This window comes from Betaproteobacteria bacterium, assembly GCA_016720065.1.
GTDB lineage: Bacteria > Pseudomonadota > Gammaproteobacteria > Burkholderiales > Rhodocyclaceae > SSSZ01.
On record JADJXY010000001.1, the window covers coordinates 47,990 to 65,486 of the forward strand.

The 17,497-nt window shown below is 63.6% G+C and carries 12 protein-coding genes; 10 read left to right on the forward strand and 2 right to left on the reverse strand.

The window, feature by feature from the left end; genetic code table 11:
• Positions 1-5 precede the first annotated feature (5 nt).
• The 10 genes from IPM73_00235 to IPM73_00280 all read left to right on the forward strand — a co-directional run bounded on the left by IPM73_00235 (position 6) and on the right by IPM73_00280 (position 15,664).
• A complete protein-coding gene (locus tag IPM73_00235) occupies positions 6-533 on the forward strand; it encodes a pilus assembly protein PilP (GenBank protein MBK8916526.1) in 528 nt (175 codons plus the stop codon).
• Positions 530-2,635, forward strand: a complete 2,106-nt coding sequence (gene pilQ / locus IPM73_00240) for a type IV pilus secretin PilQ (protein MBK8916527.1) — start codon at positions 530-532, stop codon at positions 2,633-2,635. The genes IPM73_00235 and pilQ overlap by 4 nt, the downstream gene beginning before the upstream one ends.
• A gap of 92 nt (positions 2,636-2,727) precedes the next feature.
• Positions 2,728-3,243 (forward strand): shikimate kinase, encoded by a 516-nt coding sequence (locus IPM73_00245; GenBank protein MBK8916528.1) that lies wholly within the window; start codon positions 2,728-2,730, stop codon positions 3,241-3,243.
• Entirely contained in the window at positions 3,231-4,322 is a 1,092-nt protein-coding gene (aroB, locus tag IPM73_00250) for a 3-dehydroquinate synthase (GenBank protein ID MBK8916529.1), read from the forward strand. The genes IPM73_00245 and aroB overlap by 13 nt, the downstream gene beginning before the upstream one ends.
• 162 nt (positions 4,323-4,484) lie before the next feature.
• Positions 4,485-9,122, forward strand: a complete 4,638-nt coding sequence (gltB, locus tag IPM73_00255) for a glutamate synthase large subunit (protein ID MBK8916530.1) — start codon at positions 4,485-4,487, stop codon at positions 9,120-9,122.
• A gap of 187 nt (positions 9,123-9,309) precedes the next feature.
• Entirely contained in the window at positions 9,310-10,779 is a 1,470-nt protein-coding gene (locus IPM73_00260; GenBank protein ID MBK8916531.1) for a glutamate synthase subunit beta, read from the forward strand.
• A gap of 230 nt (positions 10,780-11,009) precedes the next feature.
• Positions 11,010-11,750, forward strand: coding sequence for a hypothetical protein (locus tag IPM73_00265; protein MBK8916532.1), 741 nt, complete (start codon positions 11,010-11,012; stop codon positions 11,748-11,750).
• 45 nt (positions 11,751-11,795) lie between these two features.
• Positions 11,796-13,154 carry a bifunctional UDP-N-acetylglucosamine diphosphorylase/glucosamine-1-phosphate N-acetyltransferase GlmU gene (gene glmU, locus IPM73_00270; GenBank protein ID MBK8916533.1) on the forward strand — a complete coding sequence of 453 codons (1,359 nt, stop codon included), beginning with the start codon at positions 11,796-11,798 and terminating at the stop codon, positions 13,152-13,154.
• On the forward strand, positions 13,154-13,600 hold the full coding sequence (locus IPM73_00275; protein MBK8916534.1) for a hypothetical protein: 447 nt from the start codon (positions 13,154-13,156) through the stop codon (positions 13,598-13,600). The genes glmU and IPM73_00275 overlap by 1 nt, the downstream gene beginning before the upstream one ends.
• Positions 13,601-13,612: 12 nt before the next feature.
• Entirely contained in the window at positions 13,613-15,664 is a 2,052-nt protein-coding gene (locus IPM73_00280) for an elongation factor G (GenBank protein ID MBK8916535.1), read from the forward strand.
• Between the two features lie 384 nt (positions 15,665-16,048).
• Here the strand turns inward: IPM73_00280 and IPM73_00285 are convergent, their stop codons facing one another.
• Positions 16,049-16,699, reverse strand: a complete 651-nt coding sequence (locus IPM73_00285) for a PEP-CTERM sorting domain-containing protein (GenBank protein MBK8916536.1) — start codon at positions 16,697-16,699, stop codon at positions 16,049-16,051.
• Positions 16,700-16,890: 191 nt separating this feature from the next.
• Complete coding sequence (locus IPM73_00290; protein MBK8916537.1) at positions 16,891-17,493, reverse strand: nuclear transport factor 2 family protein; 603 nt, start codon at positions 17,491-17,493, stop codon at positions 16,891-16,893.
• Positions 17,494-17,497: the final 4 nt, after the last annotated feature.

Here is a 17,497-nt window from a genome sequence, read left to right on the forward strand (position 1 = left end):
GTCTGATGATTGCCTTCTGCGGTCTGGCCCTGGCGGGGTGTTCAGGGGACCATGAAGACCTGCGTCAATGGATGCAGGAAAACACCAGGGACATGAAACCCAACATCCCGAAACTTCCCAGCGTCCAGCCCTACGAACCCGTTCCCTACGAGGTCACCGATATCCTCGATCCTTTCAAGGCAGCCAAGATCGAACCCGATTCAAAGCGGGGCAAGGGTGTGTCGAAAGGGGGTTTGCAGCCCGATTTTGAAGCCCGAGAAGTGCGTAACAGCATCCTCGAGAAGTACCCGCTGGAGTCGCAGCGGATGATCGGATATCTCAACGTCAATCGACAGCATATTGCTGTCATCCAGGTGGACCAGGCGGTCAAGCAAGTGAAGATCGGTGACTACATCGGCCTCGATTTCGGCGTGGTCACCGACATCACCGAGAAGGAACTCACTTTGCGCGAACTGATTCAGGATGCTGCGGGCGACTGGAGCGAACGGACCAGCTCTCTGTACCTGCAAGGCAAGGAGGCAAGCAAGAAATGAAATTCAAGAACTGGTTTTCGGCCCTCGCCGCCGTGTTTTGCCTTGCCGCGGCAGGAAGCGCGGGTGCCCAGCAGAACAGCATCGAAGCCCTCAATGTCGCTCAGCAGGGTGGCGATGTCATCGTCAAGATAGACCTCAAAGAGCCCCTGAGTGCTCCCCCCGCCGGGTTCAGCGTCGCCAATCCGGCGCGGGTTGCCTTTGACTTTCCCTCCACTGCAAATGGCCTGGGGCGCAATACCCAGTCGGTCAATGAGGGCGATCTCAAGAGTCTCAATGTGGTTCAGGCTGGTGAACGCACCCGGCTGGTACTCAACCTGGTCCGCAACATGAATTACTCGGCCCGGGTCGAAGGAAAGTCCCTGCTGGTCACCCTCTCCCCCGTGACACGGGTGGTGGATTCCAGTGGTCAGAAGTCAACGCGTTTCGCCGAGGAAAGTCTGGTTGGCACCCGTCACTCCATCCGCGACATCACCTTCCGTCGCGGCAAGGACGGCGAGGGGCGTATCGTCGTCGATCTGAGTGATGTTGGTACCGGTATCGATATTCGCCAGCAAGGATCAACTCTGGTTGTTGATTTTCTGAAGACCAACCTCCCGGACCATCTGCGCCGTAAGCTCGATGTCACTGACTTTGCCACGCCGGTGACCGGCGTGGTGACCGAGTCCAAGCAGGACAATGTGCGAATGACCATTACGCCCAAGGGCCTGTGGGAGCACAACGCCTACCAGACCGACAACCAGTTCATCGTCGAGGTCAAGCAGATCATTGAGAACCCGAACAAGCTGGTGCAGGGAACGAAGATTGGCTACCAGGGCCCACGGGTCAGCATCAACTACCAGAACGGTGACGTCCGGGCGCTTCTCCGCCTCATGGCCGAGGAGTTGGGCTTGAACGCTGTGATCAGCGAAACCGTGACCGGGACGACGACTCTGGTGCTCAAGGATGTCCCCGCTGATCAGGTGGTGGACATCATCTTCCAGCAGAAGGGGCTGGATATGCGCAAAAACGGGAACGTGATCCTCATCGCCCCCCGCGACGAAATCGCCACCCGCGAGAAGCTCGAGTACGAAGCGCGGCAACAAATCGGCGACCTGGAACCGCTCCGTACCGAGATTTTCCAGATCAACTATCACAAGGCGGAGACCATCTTCGCCGCCCTCAAGGACAAGTCCCAGACCCTCCTCTCCAAGCGCGGTCAGGTGGTGATGGATTCTCGCTCCAACAAACTCTTCATTACCGACATCCCGTCGCGGCTCGACGACATCCGCCGCATGCTCGGGGAAATCGACATTCCTTCACGCCAGGTGCTGATCGAGGCACGTATCGTCGAAGCATCCGATGCTTTTTCCAAGAACATCGGTGTACGGCTCGGGGCCTTCACTCCGTCCACGGGCCGTGGGGCGGATGGCCGAAGCAACAATCTTGCGATCGGTGGCGGCAACGCTCAAACCACCTCGCAGGCCGTGGGCATCACCAGCGGAACGCCAACCTTCCTTGGTCAGCAAATGGTCAACCTTCCTGCCACGCCCCGCTCCGGCGCGGCGGGTGCCTTGTCGTTCATCCTGTACGACAAGAATCGGACACGCTTCCTCGACCTCGAAATTTCTGCCTTGGAGGCCGATGGTCGTGGCAAGGTAATCTCCAGCCCGCGCGTGATGACTGCCAATCAGGTTGAAGCCCTGATCGAGCAGGGGGTCGAAATCCCCTATCAGCAAGCGACGAGTTCCGGGGCAACGAGCGTGTCGTTCAAGAAAGCGAATCTGGCCCTGAAGGTCAAGCCGCAGATCACGCCGGACGGAAAAATCACGCTCACTCTCGACGTCAACAAAGATACGCCATCGACCCTGACAACCCAGGGGGCCGGCGTCGCCATCGACACCAAGCATGTCAAGACTGAAGTTCTGGTCGAAAATGGCGGAACGGTGGTGATCGGGGGTATTTTTACCCAGAACCTCAAGAGCACGACCAACAAGATTCCCGTCTTCGGAGATCTCCCCTACTTGGGATGGCTGTTCAAGAACAACGAGACTGTCGACGACAAGACCGAGTTGCTGGTCTTCATCACGCCGCGGATCGTCAGCGAGAATCTCAACCTGAACTGAACGGGGCCATGCTCGTGAAGGGGCCGGCACATGCCGGCCCTTTTCGCTGGGGCGGCCCGATCGGGTAAAATCCGGGGGTGAATTCGGGCGCCATGAATATCTACCTCGTTGGACTGATGGGGGCTGGAAAGACCACGGTCGGACGGCAGTTGGCTCGGCGCCTGGGCCGCCGCTTCATGGATTCCGACCACGAAATCGAGGCGCGCACCGGTGTCAGTGTTCCGACCATCTTCGAAATCGAAGGGGAGGATGGCTTCCGCAGGCGGGAAGCCCAGACCATCAAGGACCTGACGGGCGAGTCAGGAATCGTCCTGGCCACCGGCGGTGGGGTTGTACTGAACCCGGAAAATCGCTCGGCGCTCCACGACACGGGTTGGGTCGTCTATCTCAACGTGCCGCCGGAGCTCCTCCACGAACGCACCCGCAACGACCGCAATCGGCCCCTCCTGCGCGTCGAGGATCCTCTCGCTCGTCTGCGGGATCTCTACGCCCAGCGCGACCCGCTCTACCGTGAAACGGCTCATTGCATCGCCGAAGGGGCGCGTATGCCGGCTTCCACCATGGTTAACCACTTGTTGCGCGAGTACCTCAGAACATGCGAACCCTGACCGTCGCCCTGGGCGACCGCTCCTATCCCATCCACATCGGCACGGGTTTGCTGGAGCGGGGCGATCTGCTGGCGCCCTGCTTCCGCCACAAGAAGGCGGTGATCGTCACGAACACCACGGTGGGCCCCCTCTACCTGGACCGTCTCCAGCGCAGTCTGGCGGCTATCGGGGTCGAAACCGCGGCGGTCGTGCTCCCCGACGGGGAGCAATACAAAAACTGGCACAACCTCAACAGCATCTTTGACGCGCTCCTGGGCTCCCATTGCGAACGCAGCACTACCCTGGTCGCCCTGGGCGGCGGGGTGATCGGCGACATGGGCGGATTTGCCGCGGCATGCTACCAGCGCGGCATGCCCTTCATCCAGGTGCCGACGACGCTGCTGTCCCAGGTCGATTCATCCGTGGGCGGAAAAACGGCGATCAATCATCCCCTGGGCAAGAACATGATCGGCGCCTTCTACCAGCCCCGCCTTGTCCTGGCCGACATTGCCACCCTCGATACCCTGCCCGACCGTGAACTCAGTGCCGGCCTCGCCGAGGTCATCAAGTACGGCTTGATCCGGGATCTGCCCTTTCTCGCATGGCTGGAGGCCAATATCGAGCGCCTGCGCGCCCGGGAAGCGGAAGCGCTGATGTTCGCCGTCGAGCGTTCCTGTGCCAACAAGGCCGAAGTGGTCGCCGCCGACGAGAAGGAAAGTGGGGAGCGTGCCCTGCTCAACCTCGGCCACACCTTTGGCCACGCCATCGAGGCCGGCATGGGCTACGGCACCTGGTTACACGGCGAGGCCGTGGCGGCGGGGGCGATGATGGCCGTCGAACTGTCTCACGACCTGGGCTGGCTGCCGCCGGACGATGTTGTCCGCTGCGAAAGGCTGTTTCAACGCGCTGGCCTACCCGTCAGCGGTCCCGCGCTTGGAACCGGGCGCTATCTGGAACTGATGCAGCACGACAAGAAGGTCCAGGACGGAGTCCTGCGTCTGGTCCTGTTGCAGTCCGTCGGCCGGGCAGTCGTTTACGGTGACGCCAAAGCCCCGCAAGTCGAAGCGGCGATCGCCCGCCGCTGCCCCAAAATGGGGTGAGGCGACCCATCCCGGTGCGCCGCCAGGGCCGCGCAGAATCTTGAATTGACAGGGGTTTCGGGATAGAATCCCAGGTCGCACGAAACCATCGTACAAGCCGGCGCCCCACCGGCTTTTTTCACCTTTGGCACTACGCCAACGTCTATTGAAGGAACGCGAGTGATGGAACCGGCAGTACCTGAGCGGCAGGGTTTGTACGACCCGGCCAACGAGCACGACGCTTGCGGCGTGGGCTTCGTTGCCCATGTCAAAGGCCAGAAGAGTCATGGCATCGTCGAGCAGGGCTTGTTGATCCTGAAAAACCTGGATCACCGCGGTGCCGTCGGTGCCGACCCGCTCCAGGGCGACGGCGCCGGCATTCTCCTTCAGATTCCCGACCAGTTCTATCGCGAGGAAATGGCCAAGCAGGGCGTTGACCTGCCACCGGCCGGCGAATACGGCGTCGGCATGGTCTTCCTGCCCCAGGAGGCCGCGTCCCGCCACGCCTGCGTCGAGGAAATCGAGCGTTCCATCATGGCCGAAGGCCAGGTGGTCCTCGGCTGGCGCGACGTGCCGGTCAATGGCGACATGCCCATGTCGCCGACGGTCAAGGCGAAGGAGCCGGTGATCCGCCAGGTTTTCGTCGGTCGTGGCCCGGACGTCTTCGTCACCGATGCTCTGGAGCGCAAGCTGTACATCATTCGCCGCCGCGCCGCCAACGCCATCAAGCAGCTGAAGTTGAAGCACGGCCAGGAATTTTACGTGCCGTCCTTCTCGGCGCGCACGGTCAACTACAAGGGCCTGCTCCTGGCCGACCAGGTGGGCGTGTATTACCTCGACCTCCAGGACAAGCGCACCGTCTCGGCCCTTGCCCTGGTGCATCAGCGCTTCTCCACCAACACCTTTCCCACCTGGGATCTGGCCCATCCGTTCCGCTACATCGCCCATAACGGCGAAATCAACACCGTGCGTGGCAACGTGAACTGGTTCAAGGCTCGCGAACAGGCCATCTCCTCGCCCATCCTCGGCAAGGATCTGGACAAGGTGTGGCCGCTGCACTACCCCGGCCAGTCCGACTCCGCTTCCTTCGATAACGCCCTCGAACTGCTGGTCATGGGCGGCGGCTACTCCCTGGCCCATGCGGTCATGCTGATGATCCCGGAAGCCTGGGAAAAGCACACCCTCATGGATGAAAGCCGGCGCGCCTTCTACGAGTACCACGCCGCCATGATGGAGCCCTGGGACGGCCCCGCCGCCGTGGCCTTCACCGACGGCCGCCAGATCGGCGCCACCCTGGACCGCAACGGTCTGCGTCCGGCCCGCTACCTGGTCACCGACGACGATTTCGTGGTCATGGCCTCCGAATCCGGCGTGCTGCCCATCCCCGAGAAGAAGATCGTCAAGAAGTGGCGTCTGCAGCCCGGCAAGATGTTCCTCATCGACATGGAACAGGGCCGCATCATCGACGACAAGGAAATCAAGGATTCCCTGGCCAACGCCAAGCCCTACCGCGAGTGGATCGAGAAGATCCGCATCAAGCTGGACGAAGTCCCGGCAGCTGCCGAGAAGTGCGACGGTTCCGCCGCTTCCCTGCTCGATCGCCAACAGGCCTTCGGCTACACCCAGGAAGACATCAAGGTCATCCTGGAGCCCATGGTGCAGAACGGCGAGGAAGCCACCGGCTCCATGGGCACCGACTCCGCCCTGCCGGTGCTGTCCAGCAAGAACAAGACGCTCTACGCCTATTTCAAGCAGCTGTTCGCCCAGGTGACCAACCCGCCCATCGACCCGATCCGCGAGGAACTGGTCATGTCCCTGGTGTCCTTCATCGGCCCCAAGCCGAACCTGCTCAACACCCACGACATCAACCCGCCCATCCGCCTCGAGGTCTCCCAGCCCGTCCTGTCCTTCGCCGACATGGAAAAGCTGCGCAACATCGAGAAATACACCTCGGGCAAGTTCCGTTCCCTCGAACTGGACGTCTGCTATCCGGTGGCCTGGGGCGCGGCCGGCATCGAGGCTCGCCTCGCTTCCCTGGCGGCGGATGCGGAGGACGCCGTCCGTTCCGGCGCCAACATCCTCATCGTCTCTGACCGCAAGGTGGATGCCGAGCACGTCGCCATCCCGGCCCTGCTGGCCACCTCCGCCATCCACCAGCACCTGGTGAAGAAGGGCCTGCGCACCAGCGCCGGCCTGGTGGTCGAGACCGGTTCCGCCCGCGAAGTGCACCAGTTCGCGCTCCTGGGCGGCTACGGCGCCGAGGCCGTGCATCCCTACCTGGCTCTGGAAACCATCGACTCCCTGGCCAAGGGCGATGCCGAGAAGGCCGAGAAGTTCGCCAAGAACTACATCAAGGCCATCGGCAAGGGACTCAACAAGGTGATGTCCAAGATGGGCATCTCCACCTACATGTCCTATACCGGCGCCCAGATCTTCGAGGCCATCGGCCTGCAGAAGAGCTTCGTCGAAAAGTACTTCACCGGCACCCCCTCCAACGTCGAAGGCATCGGCGTCTTCGAGGTGGCCGAAGAGGCCATTCGCCTGCACAAGGAAGCCTTCTCCGACGACCCCGTACTCGCCACCATGCTCGACGCCGGCGGCGAGTACGCCTTCCGCATCCGCGGCGAAGAGCACGTGTGGACCCCGGATTCCATCGCCAAGCTGCAGCATTCCACCCGCTCCGGCAAGTACGACACCTACAAGGAATACGCCCAACTGATCAACGATCAGACCAGGCGTCACCTGACCCTGCGCGGCCTCTTCGAGTTCAAGCCCCAGGGCGCGCCGATTCCGCTGGACGAAGTCGAGCCCGCCAAGGAAATCGTCAAGCGCTTCGCCACCGGCGCCATGTCTCTGGGCTCCATCTCCACCGAGGCCCACACGACGCTGGCCATCGCCATGAACCGCATCGGCGGCAAGTCCAATACCGGCGAAGGCGGCGAGGACTCCAAGCGCTTCCAGCCGCTCAAGGCCGGCCAGAAGCTGTCCGAAGTGGTCGGGGCCTCGCGCATCGAGCGTGATTACGTGTTCAAGGAAGGCGATTCGCTGCGCTCCGCCATCAAGCAGGTCGCTTCCGGCCGCTTCGGCGTCACCACCGAATACCTGGTGAACGCCGACCAGATCCAGATCAAGATGGCCCAGGGCGCCAAGCCCGGCGAAGGCGGCCAGTTGCCCGGCCACAAGGTGTCCGAGTACATCGGCTTTCTGCGTCACTCGGTGCCGGGCGTCGGCCTCATTTCGCCCCCGCCGCACCACGACATCTACTCCATCGAGGATCTGGCCCAGCTCATCCATGACCTCAAGAACGCCAACTCCCGCGCTTCCATCTCGGTCAAGCTGGTTTCCGAAGTCGGCGTCGGCACCGTTGCCGCCGGCGTCGCCAAGGCCAAGGCCGACCACGTGGTGATCGCCGGCTTTGACGGCGGGACGGGCGCTTCGCCCCAGTCCTCCATCAAGCACGCCGGCACCCCGTGGGAACTGGGCCTTTCCGAGACCCAGCAGACCCTCGTTCTGAACCGCCTGCGCTCCCGCATCCGTGTCCAGGTCGACGGCCAGATGAAGACCGGCCGGGACGTGGTCGTCGGCGCCCTGCTCGGTGCCGACGAGTTCGGCTTCGCCACCGCCCCGCTGGTGGTCGAAGGCTGCATCATGATGCGCAAGTGCCACCTCAACACCTGTCCGGTGGGGGTTGCCACCCAGGATCCGGAACTGCGCAAGCGCTTCTCCGGCCAGCCCGAGCACGTGGTCAATTACTTCTTCTTCGTCGCCGAGGAAGCCCGTGAAATCATGGCCCAGTTGGGCATCAGGAAGTTCGACGACCTCATCGGCCGCACCGACCTGCTGGACATGAAGAAGGGTATCGAACACTGGAAGGCCAAGGGCCTGGATTTCTCCAGGATCTTCTATCAGCCCGCCGTGCCCGCCGACGTTCCCCGCTTCCACGTGGAGTCCCAGGACCACGGCCTGGCCAAGGCCCTGGACCACAAGCTCATCGCCGAGGCCAAGCCGGCCCTGGAAAAGGGCCAGAAGGTCCAGATCGAGACCTCCATCATCAACGTCAACCGCACCTGCGGCACCATGCTGTCGGGCGAAGTGGCCCGTCGCTACGGCCATGCCGGCCTGCCGGACGACACCATCCACGTCAAGCTGACCGGCACCGCCGGCCAGGCCTTCGGTGCCTTCCTGGCCAAGGGGGTGACCCTGGAGCTGACCGGCGAAGGCAACGATTACGTCGGCAAGGGCCTGTCGGGCGGCCGCATCATCATCAAGCCGAGTCCGGACTTCCGCGGCAACACCCAGCAGAACATCATTGTCGGCAACACCGTCCTGTATGGTGCCACCGAGGGTGAGGCCTTCTTCGCAGGGGTGGGCGGTGAGCGCTTCTGCGTGCGCAACTCCGGCGGCACCGCTGTCGTCGAGGGAGTGGGCGATCACGGCTGCGAATACATGACCGGCGGCACCGTCGCGGTGCTGGGCATGACCGGCCGCAACTTCGCTGCCGGCATGTCGGGCGGTATCGCCTACGTGCTGGACGAGGACGGCTCCTTCAGGCAGCGCTGCAACCTGGCTCAGGTCGCCCTGGAAAAGGTGCTGCCCGCCAACCGGCACGCCGCCGGAGAGCCCCTGCACCGTGGTGAAGCCGACGAGACCCAGCTCAAGGAGCTGGTGACCCGTCATGCCGAATACACCGGCAGCAAGACAGCCAAGGCCATCCTGGCCAACTGGGATGCCTACCGCGAGAAGTTCGTCAAAGTCTATCCGCACGAGTACAAGCGCGCCCTCACCGAGATGGCCGCCGCAGCACAGAAGGAGGCCGCATGAAACAGACCTTCCCCCATTTCTCCGGAGGGTGCGCACTGCATTGCGCACACGCTCCGGCGGAGCGGAGCGCTGCTCCGCTGTTTTCCGCCTCCGCCCCGCGGGAAGGGGTAACCACGGTGCCGCCGCTGGCGCGGCTCTCATGTATTGACTCGCTGCCTCCTTGGGGCGGCCCGGCGGAGGCAGCATAATGGGCAAGCCGACTGGATTCATGGAGTTCGAGCGCCTGGAAGAGGCGTACGAGCCGGTCGAACAGCGCCTGACGCATTACAAGGAGTTCGTTCAGACCCTGTCGGACGATCAGGCCAAGACCCAGGGCGCCCGCTGCATGGACTGCGGCATCCCGTTCTGCAACAACGGCTGCCCCGTGAACAACATCATTCCCGACTGGAATGACCTGGTTTACAAGGGCAACTGGAAGCAGGCGTTGGACGTGCTGCACTCCACCAACAACTTCCCCGACTTCACGGGCCGCATCTGCCCGGCCCCCTGCGAGGCCGCCTGTACTCTGGGCATCAATGCTGCGCCGGTGGGCATCAAGGCCATCGAGCACTTCATCATCGACAAGGGCTGGGAGATGGGGTGGGTCGTGCCGCAACCGGCGGCCGTCAAGACGGGCAAGAAAGTGGCGATCGTCGGTTCCGGCCCGGCCGGGATGGCCGCTGCCCAGCAACTGGCCCGTGTCGGCCACGAGGTGACGGTATTCGAGAAATCAAGCCGCATCGGGGGCCTGCTCGGCTTCGGCATTCCTGACTTCAAGCTTAACAAGTCGGTGATCGACCGTCGCGTCGCCCAGATGGAGGCCGAAGGCGTGGTCTTCAAGACCAAAGTCATCGTCGGTGACAAGGCCGTCCCCGCAGGGGTGCACAGCGATGCCACCGAGGTCGTCTCCGCCGATCAACTGAAGAAGGACTTCGACGCGGTGATCCTCGCCGCCGGCTCCGAGGTGCCACGCGATCTGCCGGTTCCGGGCCGTGAGTTCAAGGGCATCTACGCCGCGCTCGAATTCCTCATTCCGCAGAACAAGGAAGTCCAGCAGGGCATCAAGAACCCGATCAGCGTCAAGGGCAAGCACGTCGTCGTCATCGGCGGCGGCGATACCGGCTCCGACTGCGTCGGCACCAGCTACCGCCACGGCGCCGCTTCCGTGACCCAGTTCGAGCTGATGCCCATGCCGCCGGAAGAGGAACACAAGCCCCTGGTCTGGCCCTATTGGCCCCTCAAGCTGCGTACCTCTTCTTCCCACAAGGAAGGCGAGACCGTCCGCGAGTTCGCCGTGGCCACCAAGGCCTTCGTCGACGACGGCCAGGGCAAGGTCAAGGCCCTCAAGGGTGTGCGCGTCGAGTGGGTGGGCGGCAAGATGACCGAAGTCGCCGGCTCCGAGTTCGAGCTGCCCTGCGATGCCGCCTTCCTGGCCATGGGCTTCACCAACCCGGTGGGCAGCCTGCTGGACGCCTTCGGCGTGGAGAAGGATGCCCGCAACAATGCCAAGGCCACTACCGACGGCGAAGGCTGCTACAAGACCAACGTCGAGGGCGTCTATGCTGCCGGAGATGTGCGTCGCGGCCAGTCTTTGGTTGTCTGGGCGATCCGCGAAGGTCGCCAGGCGGCCCGTGAGGTCGATGCCTTCCTGATGGGGGCAACCGCCCTGCCGCGCTGAGCGGCGGATCGCCCTGCGGGCAAGTGTTGGAGCGGGCCTGACGGCCCGCTGGCGCGAAGGTCGCCAGGCGGCCCGTGAAGTGGATGCCTTTCTGATGGGAAGCACGGCGGCCGCGCTGATTCCGCCTCGGCTCACAGAACCCCTGCCGGCCCCTGGCCCGTGGGGGTTCGTTTTTTCGACTTGGCTGCCCAATCGTGTGAAAATGCCAAAAAATCACGGGGGGGGTCGAGATGACCGGGGAATTGCAGGCTGCCATGCTGGTAACAACGCCTTCCGGGGCGTTGGATGGTCACATGGCTCTGATTTTCGCCATCATGTTGGTGGCGGGGGTGTTGGGGGGCGTCGCCAACGGTTTCCTGGCCGACCGCCAGGGAGGCTTCGGGCGCCGGGATTGGGCCAAGTACGCGGTTCTCGGCGTGGTGGCGGCGCTGACCGTGCCCCTCTTTCTCAATATGATTTCCAGCACCCTGCTCGAAGGTGCCCGGACAAAACCCCTCGACCTGTACGTCTTCGCCGGCTTCTGCCTGATGTACGTGGTCGCCTCGCGGCGCCTGGTGGAGAACGTGGTCTTGAAGCTCAAAGGCCAGTTGGAGCAGATGAAGCGCGAAGTGGGTGACTTGCGCCAGCAGAATCAGGAAATCCAGGAACTGGCCGCGGTGCGCGAGGAGAAGGCTCCCGAGCCGCGCATCGAGGTCAAGCCCGAGCCCAGGGAAGCGCTCACTTACAACGATGTCGAAATTCTGCGTGCCCTGGCGGAAGAGAGTTTCGTCTACGGCAACCTGACGGCAGTGTGCGAGCGCACCGGCCTGGGCCGGGAGTTCGTCAGCCAGCGCCTGACCCTGATGAAGTCCCTGGGCGTCATCGAAACCCGCATCAACGACAAGAATGTCCTGCACTGGTTCGTTTCGCCCCGTGGCAGGCAGGTGCTGAGCGATATCCTCGCCGGCCAGGAAGAAAAGAAGATCGCCTGAAACCTTCGCCGGAGATGCTCCGGCTTTTTAGATCGTCAAATCCCCATGAACATCGTCATTCTCGCTGCCGGCCAAGGCAAGCGCATGCATTCCAATCTGCCCAAGGTGCTGCATCCGGTGGCCGGCAAGCCCCTGGCGCAACACGTCATCGACACCGCCCGGGAACTGGGCGCCGACCGCATCGTCGTGGTCTACGGCCACGGGGGCGAAGTGGTCCGGGAAGCCCTCGCAGCGCCCGATCTGGCCTGGGCCAAGCAGGAACCCCAACTGGGCACCGGCCACGCCGTCATGCAGGCGGTGCCGGCGCTGTCGTCCGAGGGGCAGACCCTGGTCCTCTACGGCGACGTGCCCCTGACCAAGGCCAGCACCCTTAAGCGACTCCTGCAGGGCGGCAAGGACGGGCTGGCCATTCTCACGGTCGACCTCGCCAACCCAACGGGCTACGGCCGCATCGTCCGCGATGGTGCCGGCCGCGTGGTCCGTATCGTCGAGGAAAAGGACGCCACGGCCGAAGAGAAAGCCATCCGCGAGGTGAACACCGGCATCATGGCCATTCCCTCGGCGCGCCTTGAGGCGTGGCTCAAGGGCCTCTCCAACAACAATGCCCAGGGTGAGTACTACCTCACCGACATCGTCGCCCTGGCCGTCGCCGAGGGCCTGCCCGTGCGTACCGCTCAGCCCGATGGCGAGTGGGAGGTGCTGGGGGTCAACAGCAAGGTGCAGCTCGCCGAACTGGAGCGGGTACACCAGCGCAATATCGCCGATGCCCTGCTGGTCCACGGCGTGCGTCTCGCCGACCCCAATCGCATTGACGTGCGCGGCGAACTCGCTTGCGGCCGCGACGTGGTCATCGACGTCGGCTGTGTCTTCGAGGGCAAGGTGGAACTGGCCGACGCCGTCGAAATCGGCCCCTACTGCGTGCTCAAGAATGTGAAGATCGCCGCCGGAACCCGGCTGGCCGCCTACTGCCACCTGGACGATGCCGTGGTGGGGCCGGATGGCGTGATCGGCCCCTTCGCCCGCCTGCGCCCCGGCACCGAACTGGGCCCCGAGGTGCACATCGGCAACTTCGTCGAGGTCAAGAACAGCACCATCGCAGCCCAGTCCAAAGCCAACCACCTGGCCTATGTGGGCGACGCCGTCATCGGCCAGCGGGTCAACGTGGGTGCCGGGACCATCACCTGCAATTACGACGGCGCCAACAAGCACAAGACCATCATAGAGGACGACGTGTTCATCGGGTCAGACACCCAGTTGGTGGCACCGGTGACCGTGGGCCGCGGCGCCACCCTTGGCGCCGGAACCACCCTGACCAAGGATGCTCCTCCCGATGCCCTCACGGTTTCACGGGCCCGCCAACTGACCATACCCGGCTGGAAACGCCCGCAGAAAGCCAAAAAATAATGGATATCTGGTTCACGCTTTTCGTCGCCCTCACGGCATTGGCGGCGGCAGCGGGTTTTTCCCTCGCCCTCGTGGGGTACATCAACGTCATTCCGGCCGCCTTTGCCGCCGGGCGGCAGTGGATTCTCGCCGTGGCCGGAATTCCCCTTGCGCTGGTCGGCATTCCCTTCGTTCTGCTGGTCATCCTGCAGCCCTTCCTGGCGGTGCCCGCGCCGGCCACCGCGGCTCGCTGGATGGCGGCGCCGGCCGGGGTGATTCACGCCATCGGCCTTTTCCGCTTCTTTACGGCCCACTGGGACGGCAACGCCAAGACCGGCAAGCAACTCGGCGGCGGCCTGCTGCTCATGGCACTGGCGGCCGGCGTGCTGTACGGCGCCGGCCCCTACTTTGCCGAGCGCCTGGTGGCAGCCGGCCTTCAGGCGCCCCAAACGGATTCCAACAAGTAACGGGAGACCACCATGTCCAGAATTCCCCCCGAAGCCCTACGTTCCGTCGCCCTCGTCGGCCACGGCGCCGCGGGCAAGACCAGCCTTGCCGAGGCCCTGCTCTTCGCCACCGGCACCATCGGCGCCAAGGGCAGCGTCGACAAGGGCAGCACGGTCTGCGATGCCGACCCGCTGGAGCGGGATGCTGGCCACTCCCTGACCTCTGCCCTGGTCAATTTCGCCTACGAAAACACCCATATCCACCTGGCGGATACGCCGGGTTACCCGGATTTTGCCGGCCAGGCCATCGCCGCCCTGGCCGGGGTGGACACCGCCCTGATAGTGGTCAACGCCCAGACTGGCGTCGAGCTGATGACCGAGCGCATGATGCGCTACGCCGCCGAGCGCAAGCTTTGCCGCATGATCGTCATCAACAAGATCGACGCCGAGAACCTCGATCTCCCCGGCCTGGTGGCCGATATCCGGGAGCGTTTCGGCAAGGCCTGCATGGTGCTCGACCTGCCCGCCCACGGCGCGGCTGACGTGGTCGAAGTGCTGGAGCACGATGCCGGTGACGCCGACTTCGAATCCGTCGCCGCCGCCCACCGTGCCCTCATCGACCAGATCGTCGAGGAAGACGAGGATCTGCTCGCCCAATACCTGGAAGACGGTGCCGACCCCAGCGTGGCCGACCTCCATGCCCCCTTCGAAAAGGCCCTGCGCGAAGGGCATTTGATCCCCATCCTGTTCACCTCGGCCAAGACCGGCGCCGGCATCAAGGAACTGCTGCATGTGCTGGCCTCGTTGGCACCGAACCCGGCGGAAGGCAACCCACCGCCCTTCTACAAGGGCGAACCGGGCGGCGAGACGCTGGCCTTCCACGCCGAGCCGGACCCCGCCAAGCACGTGCTGGCCCACGTCTTCAAGGTGGTGGCCGACCCCTACATGGGCAAGATCGGCATCTTCCGCGTGCATCAGGGCACGGTGAAGAAGGACATGCAGCTCTTCGTCGGCGACGGCAAGCGGCCCTTCAAGGTGGCCCATCTCTACCAGCTCCAGGGCAAGGACAGCGCCGAGGTGGACGAATTGCTCCCCGGCGACATCGGCGCCATCGCCAAGGTCGAGGAAATCGATTTCGACTGCGTGCTGCACGATTCCCACGACGAGGACCACATCCACCTGGTTCCCCTCGACTTCCCCCGCCCCATGGCCGGTCTGGCCGTGGAGACCAAGAAGAAGGGCGACGAGCAGCGGCTCTTCGACATCCTGGCCAAACTGGCCGTGGAAGATCCGACCTTCGTCGTCGAGCGCCACCCCCACAGCAACGAAACCGTCATCCGCGGCCTGGGCGAAATTCATTTGAAGTCCAAGCTGACCAAGATGGTGGCCCAGTACAAGCTGGAGGTGGACACCAAGCCGCCCCTCATCCCCTACCGCGAAACCATTACCGCCCCGGCCGAGGCCATGCACCGCCACAAAAAGCAGAGCGGCGGCGCCGGCCAGTTCGGTGAGGTGCACCTCAAGATCGAACCCAAGGGACGTGGCGAAGGCTTCGAGTTCGTCGATGCGGTGAAGGGTGGTGTCATCCCCGGCGTCTTCATGCCGGCGGTGGAAAAAGGCGTGCGTCAGGCCCTGGAGGGTGGAGTCGTCGCCGGCTTTCCGGTGGAAGACTTGAAGGTCACGGTCCATGACGGCAAGACCCACGCCGTGGACGGCAAGGAAGTGGCTTTCGTCACCGCCGGCCGCAAGGCGGTCATCGAGGCCATCCGCGGCGCCAGGCCCATCGTGCTGGAGCCCATCGTCACCATCGAGATCGTCGTCCCGGAAACCGCCATCGGCGATCTCACCGGTGACCTCTCCAGCCGCCGCGGCCACATCACCGGCACCGACGGCCGCGGCCACGGCATGGCCGCCATCACCGGCGAAGTGCCCCTGGCCGAACTCAACGACTACCAATCACGGCTCAAGTCCCTCACCGGCGGCCAAGGCAGTTACGCCATCGAGTTCGCCCGCTACGCCGCCGTGCCACCCCACGTGCAGCAGCAGATGGCGAGCAAGTTCCAGTTGCACGAAGAAGACGAATAGGGCTCTTATTGCGGTCGTCGGAAAGGCCGGGGCGACCCGGCCTTTTTCTTGGGGCGCCGCAGCCACCCCGTATCGTTCCATCACCGGCCAACTCTTCGGACTGCCCGGTGACTTCCTGATCCTCCAGGCCAGTGCATTTGCAGCAGGATTTTCTCGGTGGGGAATGAAGACCATTATCCGCGGGCCGCTGTGATCAAACCGTCGAGCGCGATCATGTTGGCTTTTAAGCACCTCTGCCTGCCCGCCAATTTGGGCCTGGGGTGCCCGGAAAGTGGCCGCTTGGGCTCAGCGCCATCTGGGGAGCGGCACACTCCCTTGCCCGGAGTTGCATCCAGAAAAAAAACGGGCGACCGGGGTCGCCCGTTTTCTGTCGGCTACGGAACCTCAGGAGCTACGCCGGGCGTTCCGCCGCCGCTGCAGCGCCAGGAGGCCGAGGGCGGAGCCCAGGAGTGCCAGGCCCGCCGGCTCGGGAGCGCGGCCATTGAAATTGGGGTCGGCGACCACGGTGAATTCGATGTTGTCGATGCCGATATTCCAGTCGTTGCCCCATTCGATGTAGGCCGTGCTGCCCATATCCGACAGGGAGAACGAACTGTGACGGTTCCCTGTGAAATCGCCCTCGATGGGTTCGTCGATCAGGGTGACCGTGTTGCCGCCGATGTTATAGACGACCGTACGGGCGGCGCGGTCCTGGTCAAACCAGCCGGCCAGGTCGAAGCGAATGGAACTGATCAGCCAGCCGGCGTTCGAGGTGAAGCTGATGCGCGCCAGGGTGCCGTCGCTGGGCGAAAAGGCGACCTTGCTCAGGTCGCCGTAGTTGTTGTTCCAGAAATCGAGATGGGTAGTTGTGCTATTGCTGCCGCTGTAGCTGACGCCAACGCGGGAATCACCGGCGCCGCCGGCGCCGTGACTACCGTAGTTGGTAGCGATGTCGTCGAAATCGTTGAGGGAAAGATTGTCGAAATTGATCACACCGGCCTGAGCGGTCTGGGTGATCCCGAGAAGCAATAGTGTGGCGAGAAACTTGGTGTTCATGACGGCTCCACAGCGTTGAAGTGCGGGTTGAAGTGCAGTGCAACCGTAAGCAAAATTCAAGCCCGTCTCGTACGGGTATGATTATTGGCGACAATTGCGCATCGCAGTCGCGGCGGTGTCAAAATCTCCGACACCGGGTGTACGGCAGTGGGAGTGGGGCACGTCGAGGGTGAGCGAGAAACCCGGACTCTTCAGCCGGCCGGGGCTGCTTTGCGGCGCCGCAGGAAAGCCCAGCCCGCTGCAAGGCCTAGCCCCGCCGCCAGGCCGCCCACGCCGGCGTAGAGCGCCAGTCGCTCCAGTTCGGTGATGAGCACGTTGTTGAAGGTGTTGGTGGACAGGTTGAGAGCGATGATTTTCCACTGGCCGTCGACTTTGCGCAGGCTTGCCGTCCAGCGGGTCTCGAAGCGGAAGACCGAGCGGTGGTGGGGGGTGAATTCATCGGCTGTGGTGCCGTGGGCCACGGCGAAATCACCGTAGAAGGTAGCGGGGCCGGCGATCTTGGGGTGGGTGGAATACTTGCTCAGAATGGTGCCCGGAGCGTCGCCCACCATGCGTCTGAAGTAAGCGCGGACTTCGTCGGGGCCGTTGGAAACTTCGGCGTTGAGCCAGGTGACGACGGCCTTGTCGTCGATGTGCCTGGCCATCAGATCGACATTGGCGTCGTTGATGCCGCTTTCCACGTCCTTGAGGATGAGCAGGAGCGCCTGGCGGTCGGCGGCGCGGTCGTCTTCGGCGGCGTAGGTCATGGGGTTGAGTCCAAGGCTGAGCAGCAGGGCAAAAATAAAGGAGCGCACGGGC

Coding starts and splice junctions, on each gene's coding strand:
- IPM73_00245 (MBK8916528.1), top strand. CDS start 2,728: ATGAATATCTACCTCGTTGGACTGATGGGGGCTGGAAAGACCACGGTC.
- gltB (MBK8916530.1), top strand. CDS start 4,485: ATGGAACCGGCAGTACCTGAGCGGCAGGGTTTGTACGACCCGGCCAAC.
- pilQ (MBK8916527.1), top strand. CDS start 530: ATGAAATTCAAGAACTGGTTTTCGGCCCTCGCCGCCGTGTTTTGCCTT.
- IPM73_00275 (MBK8916534.1), top strand. CDS start 13,154: ATGGATATCTGGTTCACGCTTTTCGTCGCCCTCACGGCATTGGCGGCG.
- IPM73_00265 (MBK8916532.1), top strand. CDS start 11,010: ATGACCGGGGAATTGCAGGCTGCCATGCTGGTAACAACGCCTTCCGGG.
- IPM73_00260 (MBK8916531.1), top strand. CDS start 9,310: ATGGGCAAGCCGACTGGATTCATGGAGTTCGAGCGCCTGGAAGAGGCG.
- IPM73_00280 (MBK8916535.1), top strand. CDS start 13,613: ATGTCCAGAATTCCCCCCGAAGCCCTACGTTCCGTCGCCCTCGTCGGC.
- IPM73_00235 (MBK8916526.1), top strand. CDS start 6: ATGATTGCCTTCTGCGGTCTGGCCCTGGCGGGGTGTTCAGGGGACCAT.
- IPM73_00285 (MBK8916536.1), bottom strand. CDS start 16,699: ATGAACACCAAGTTTCTCGCCACACTATTGCTTCTCGGGATCACCCAG.
- glmU (MBK8916533.1), top strand. CDS start 11,796: ATGAACATCGTCATTCTCGCTGCCGGCCAAGGCAAGCGCATGCATTCC.
- aroB (MBK8916529.1), top strand. CDS start 3,231: ATGCGAACCCTGACCGTCGCCCTGGGCGACCGCTCCTATCCCATCCAC.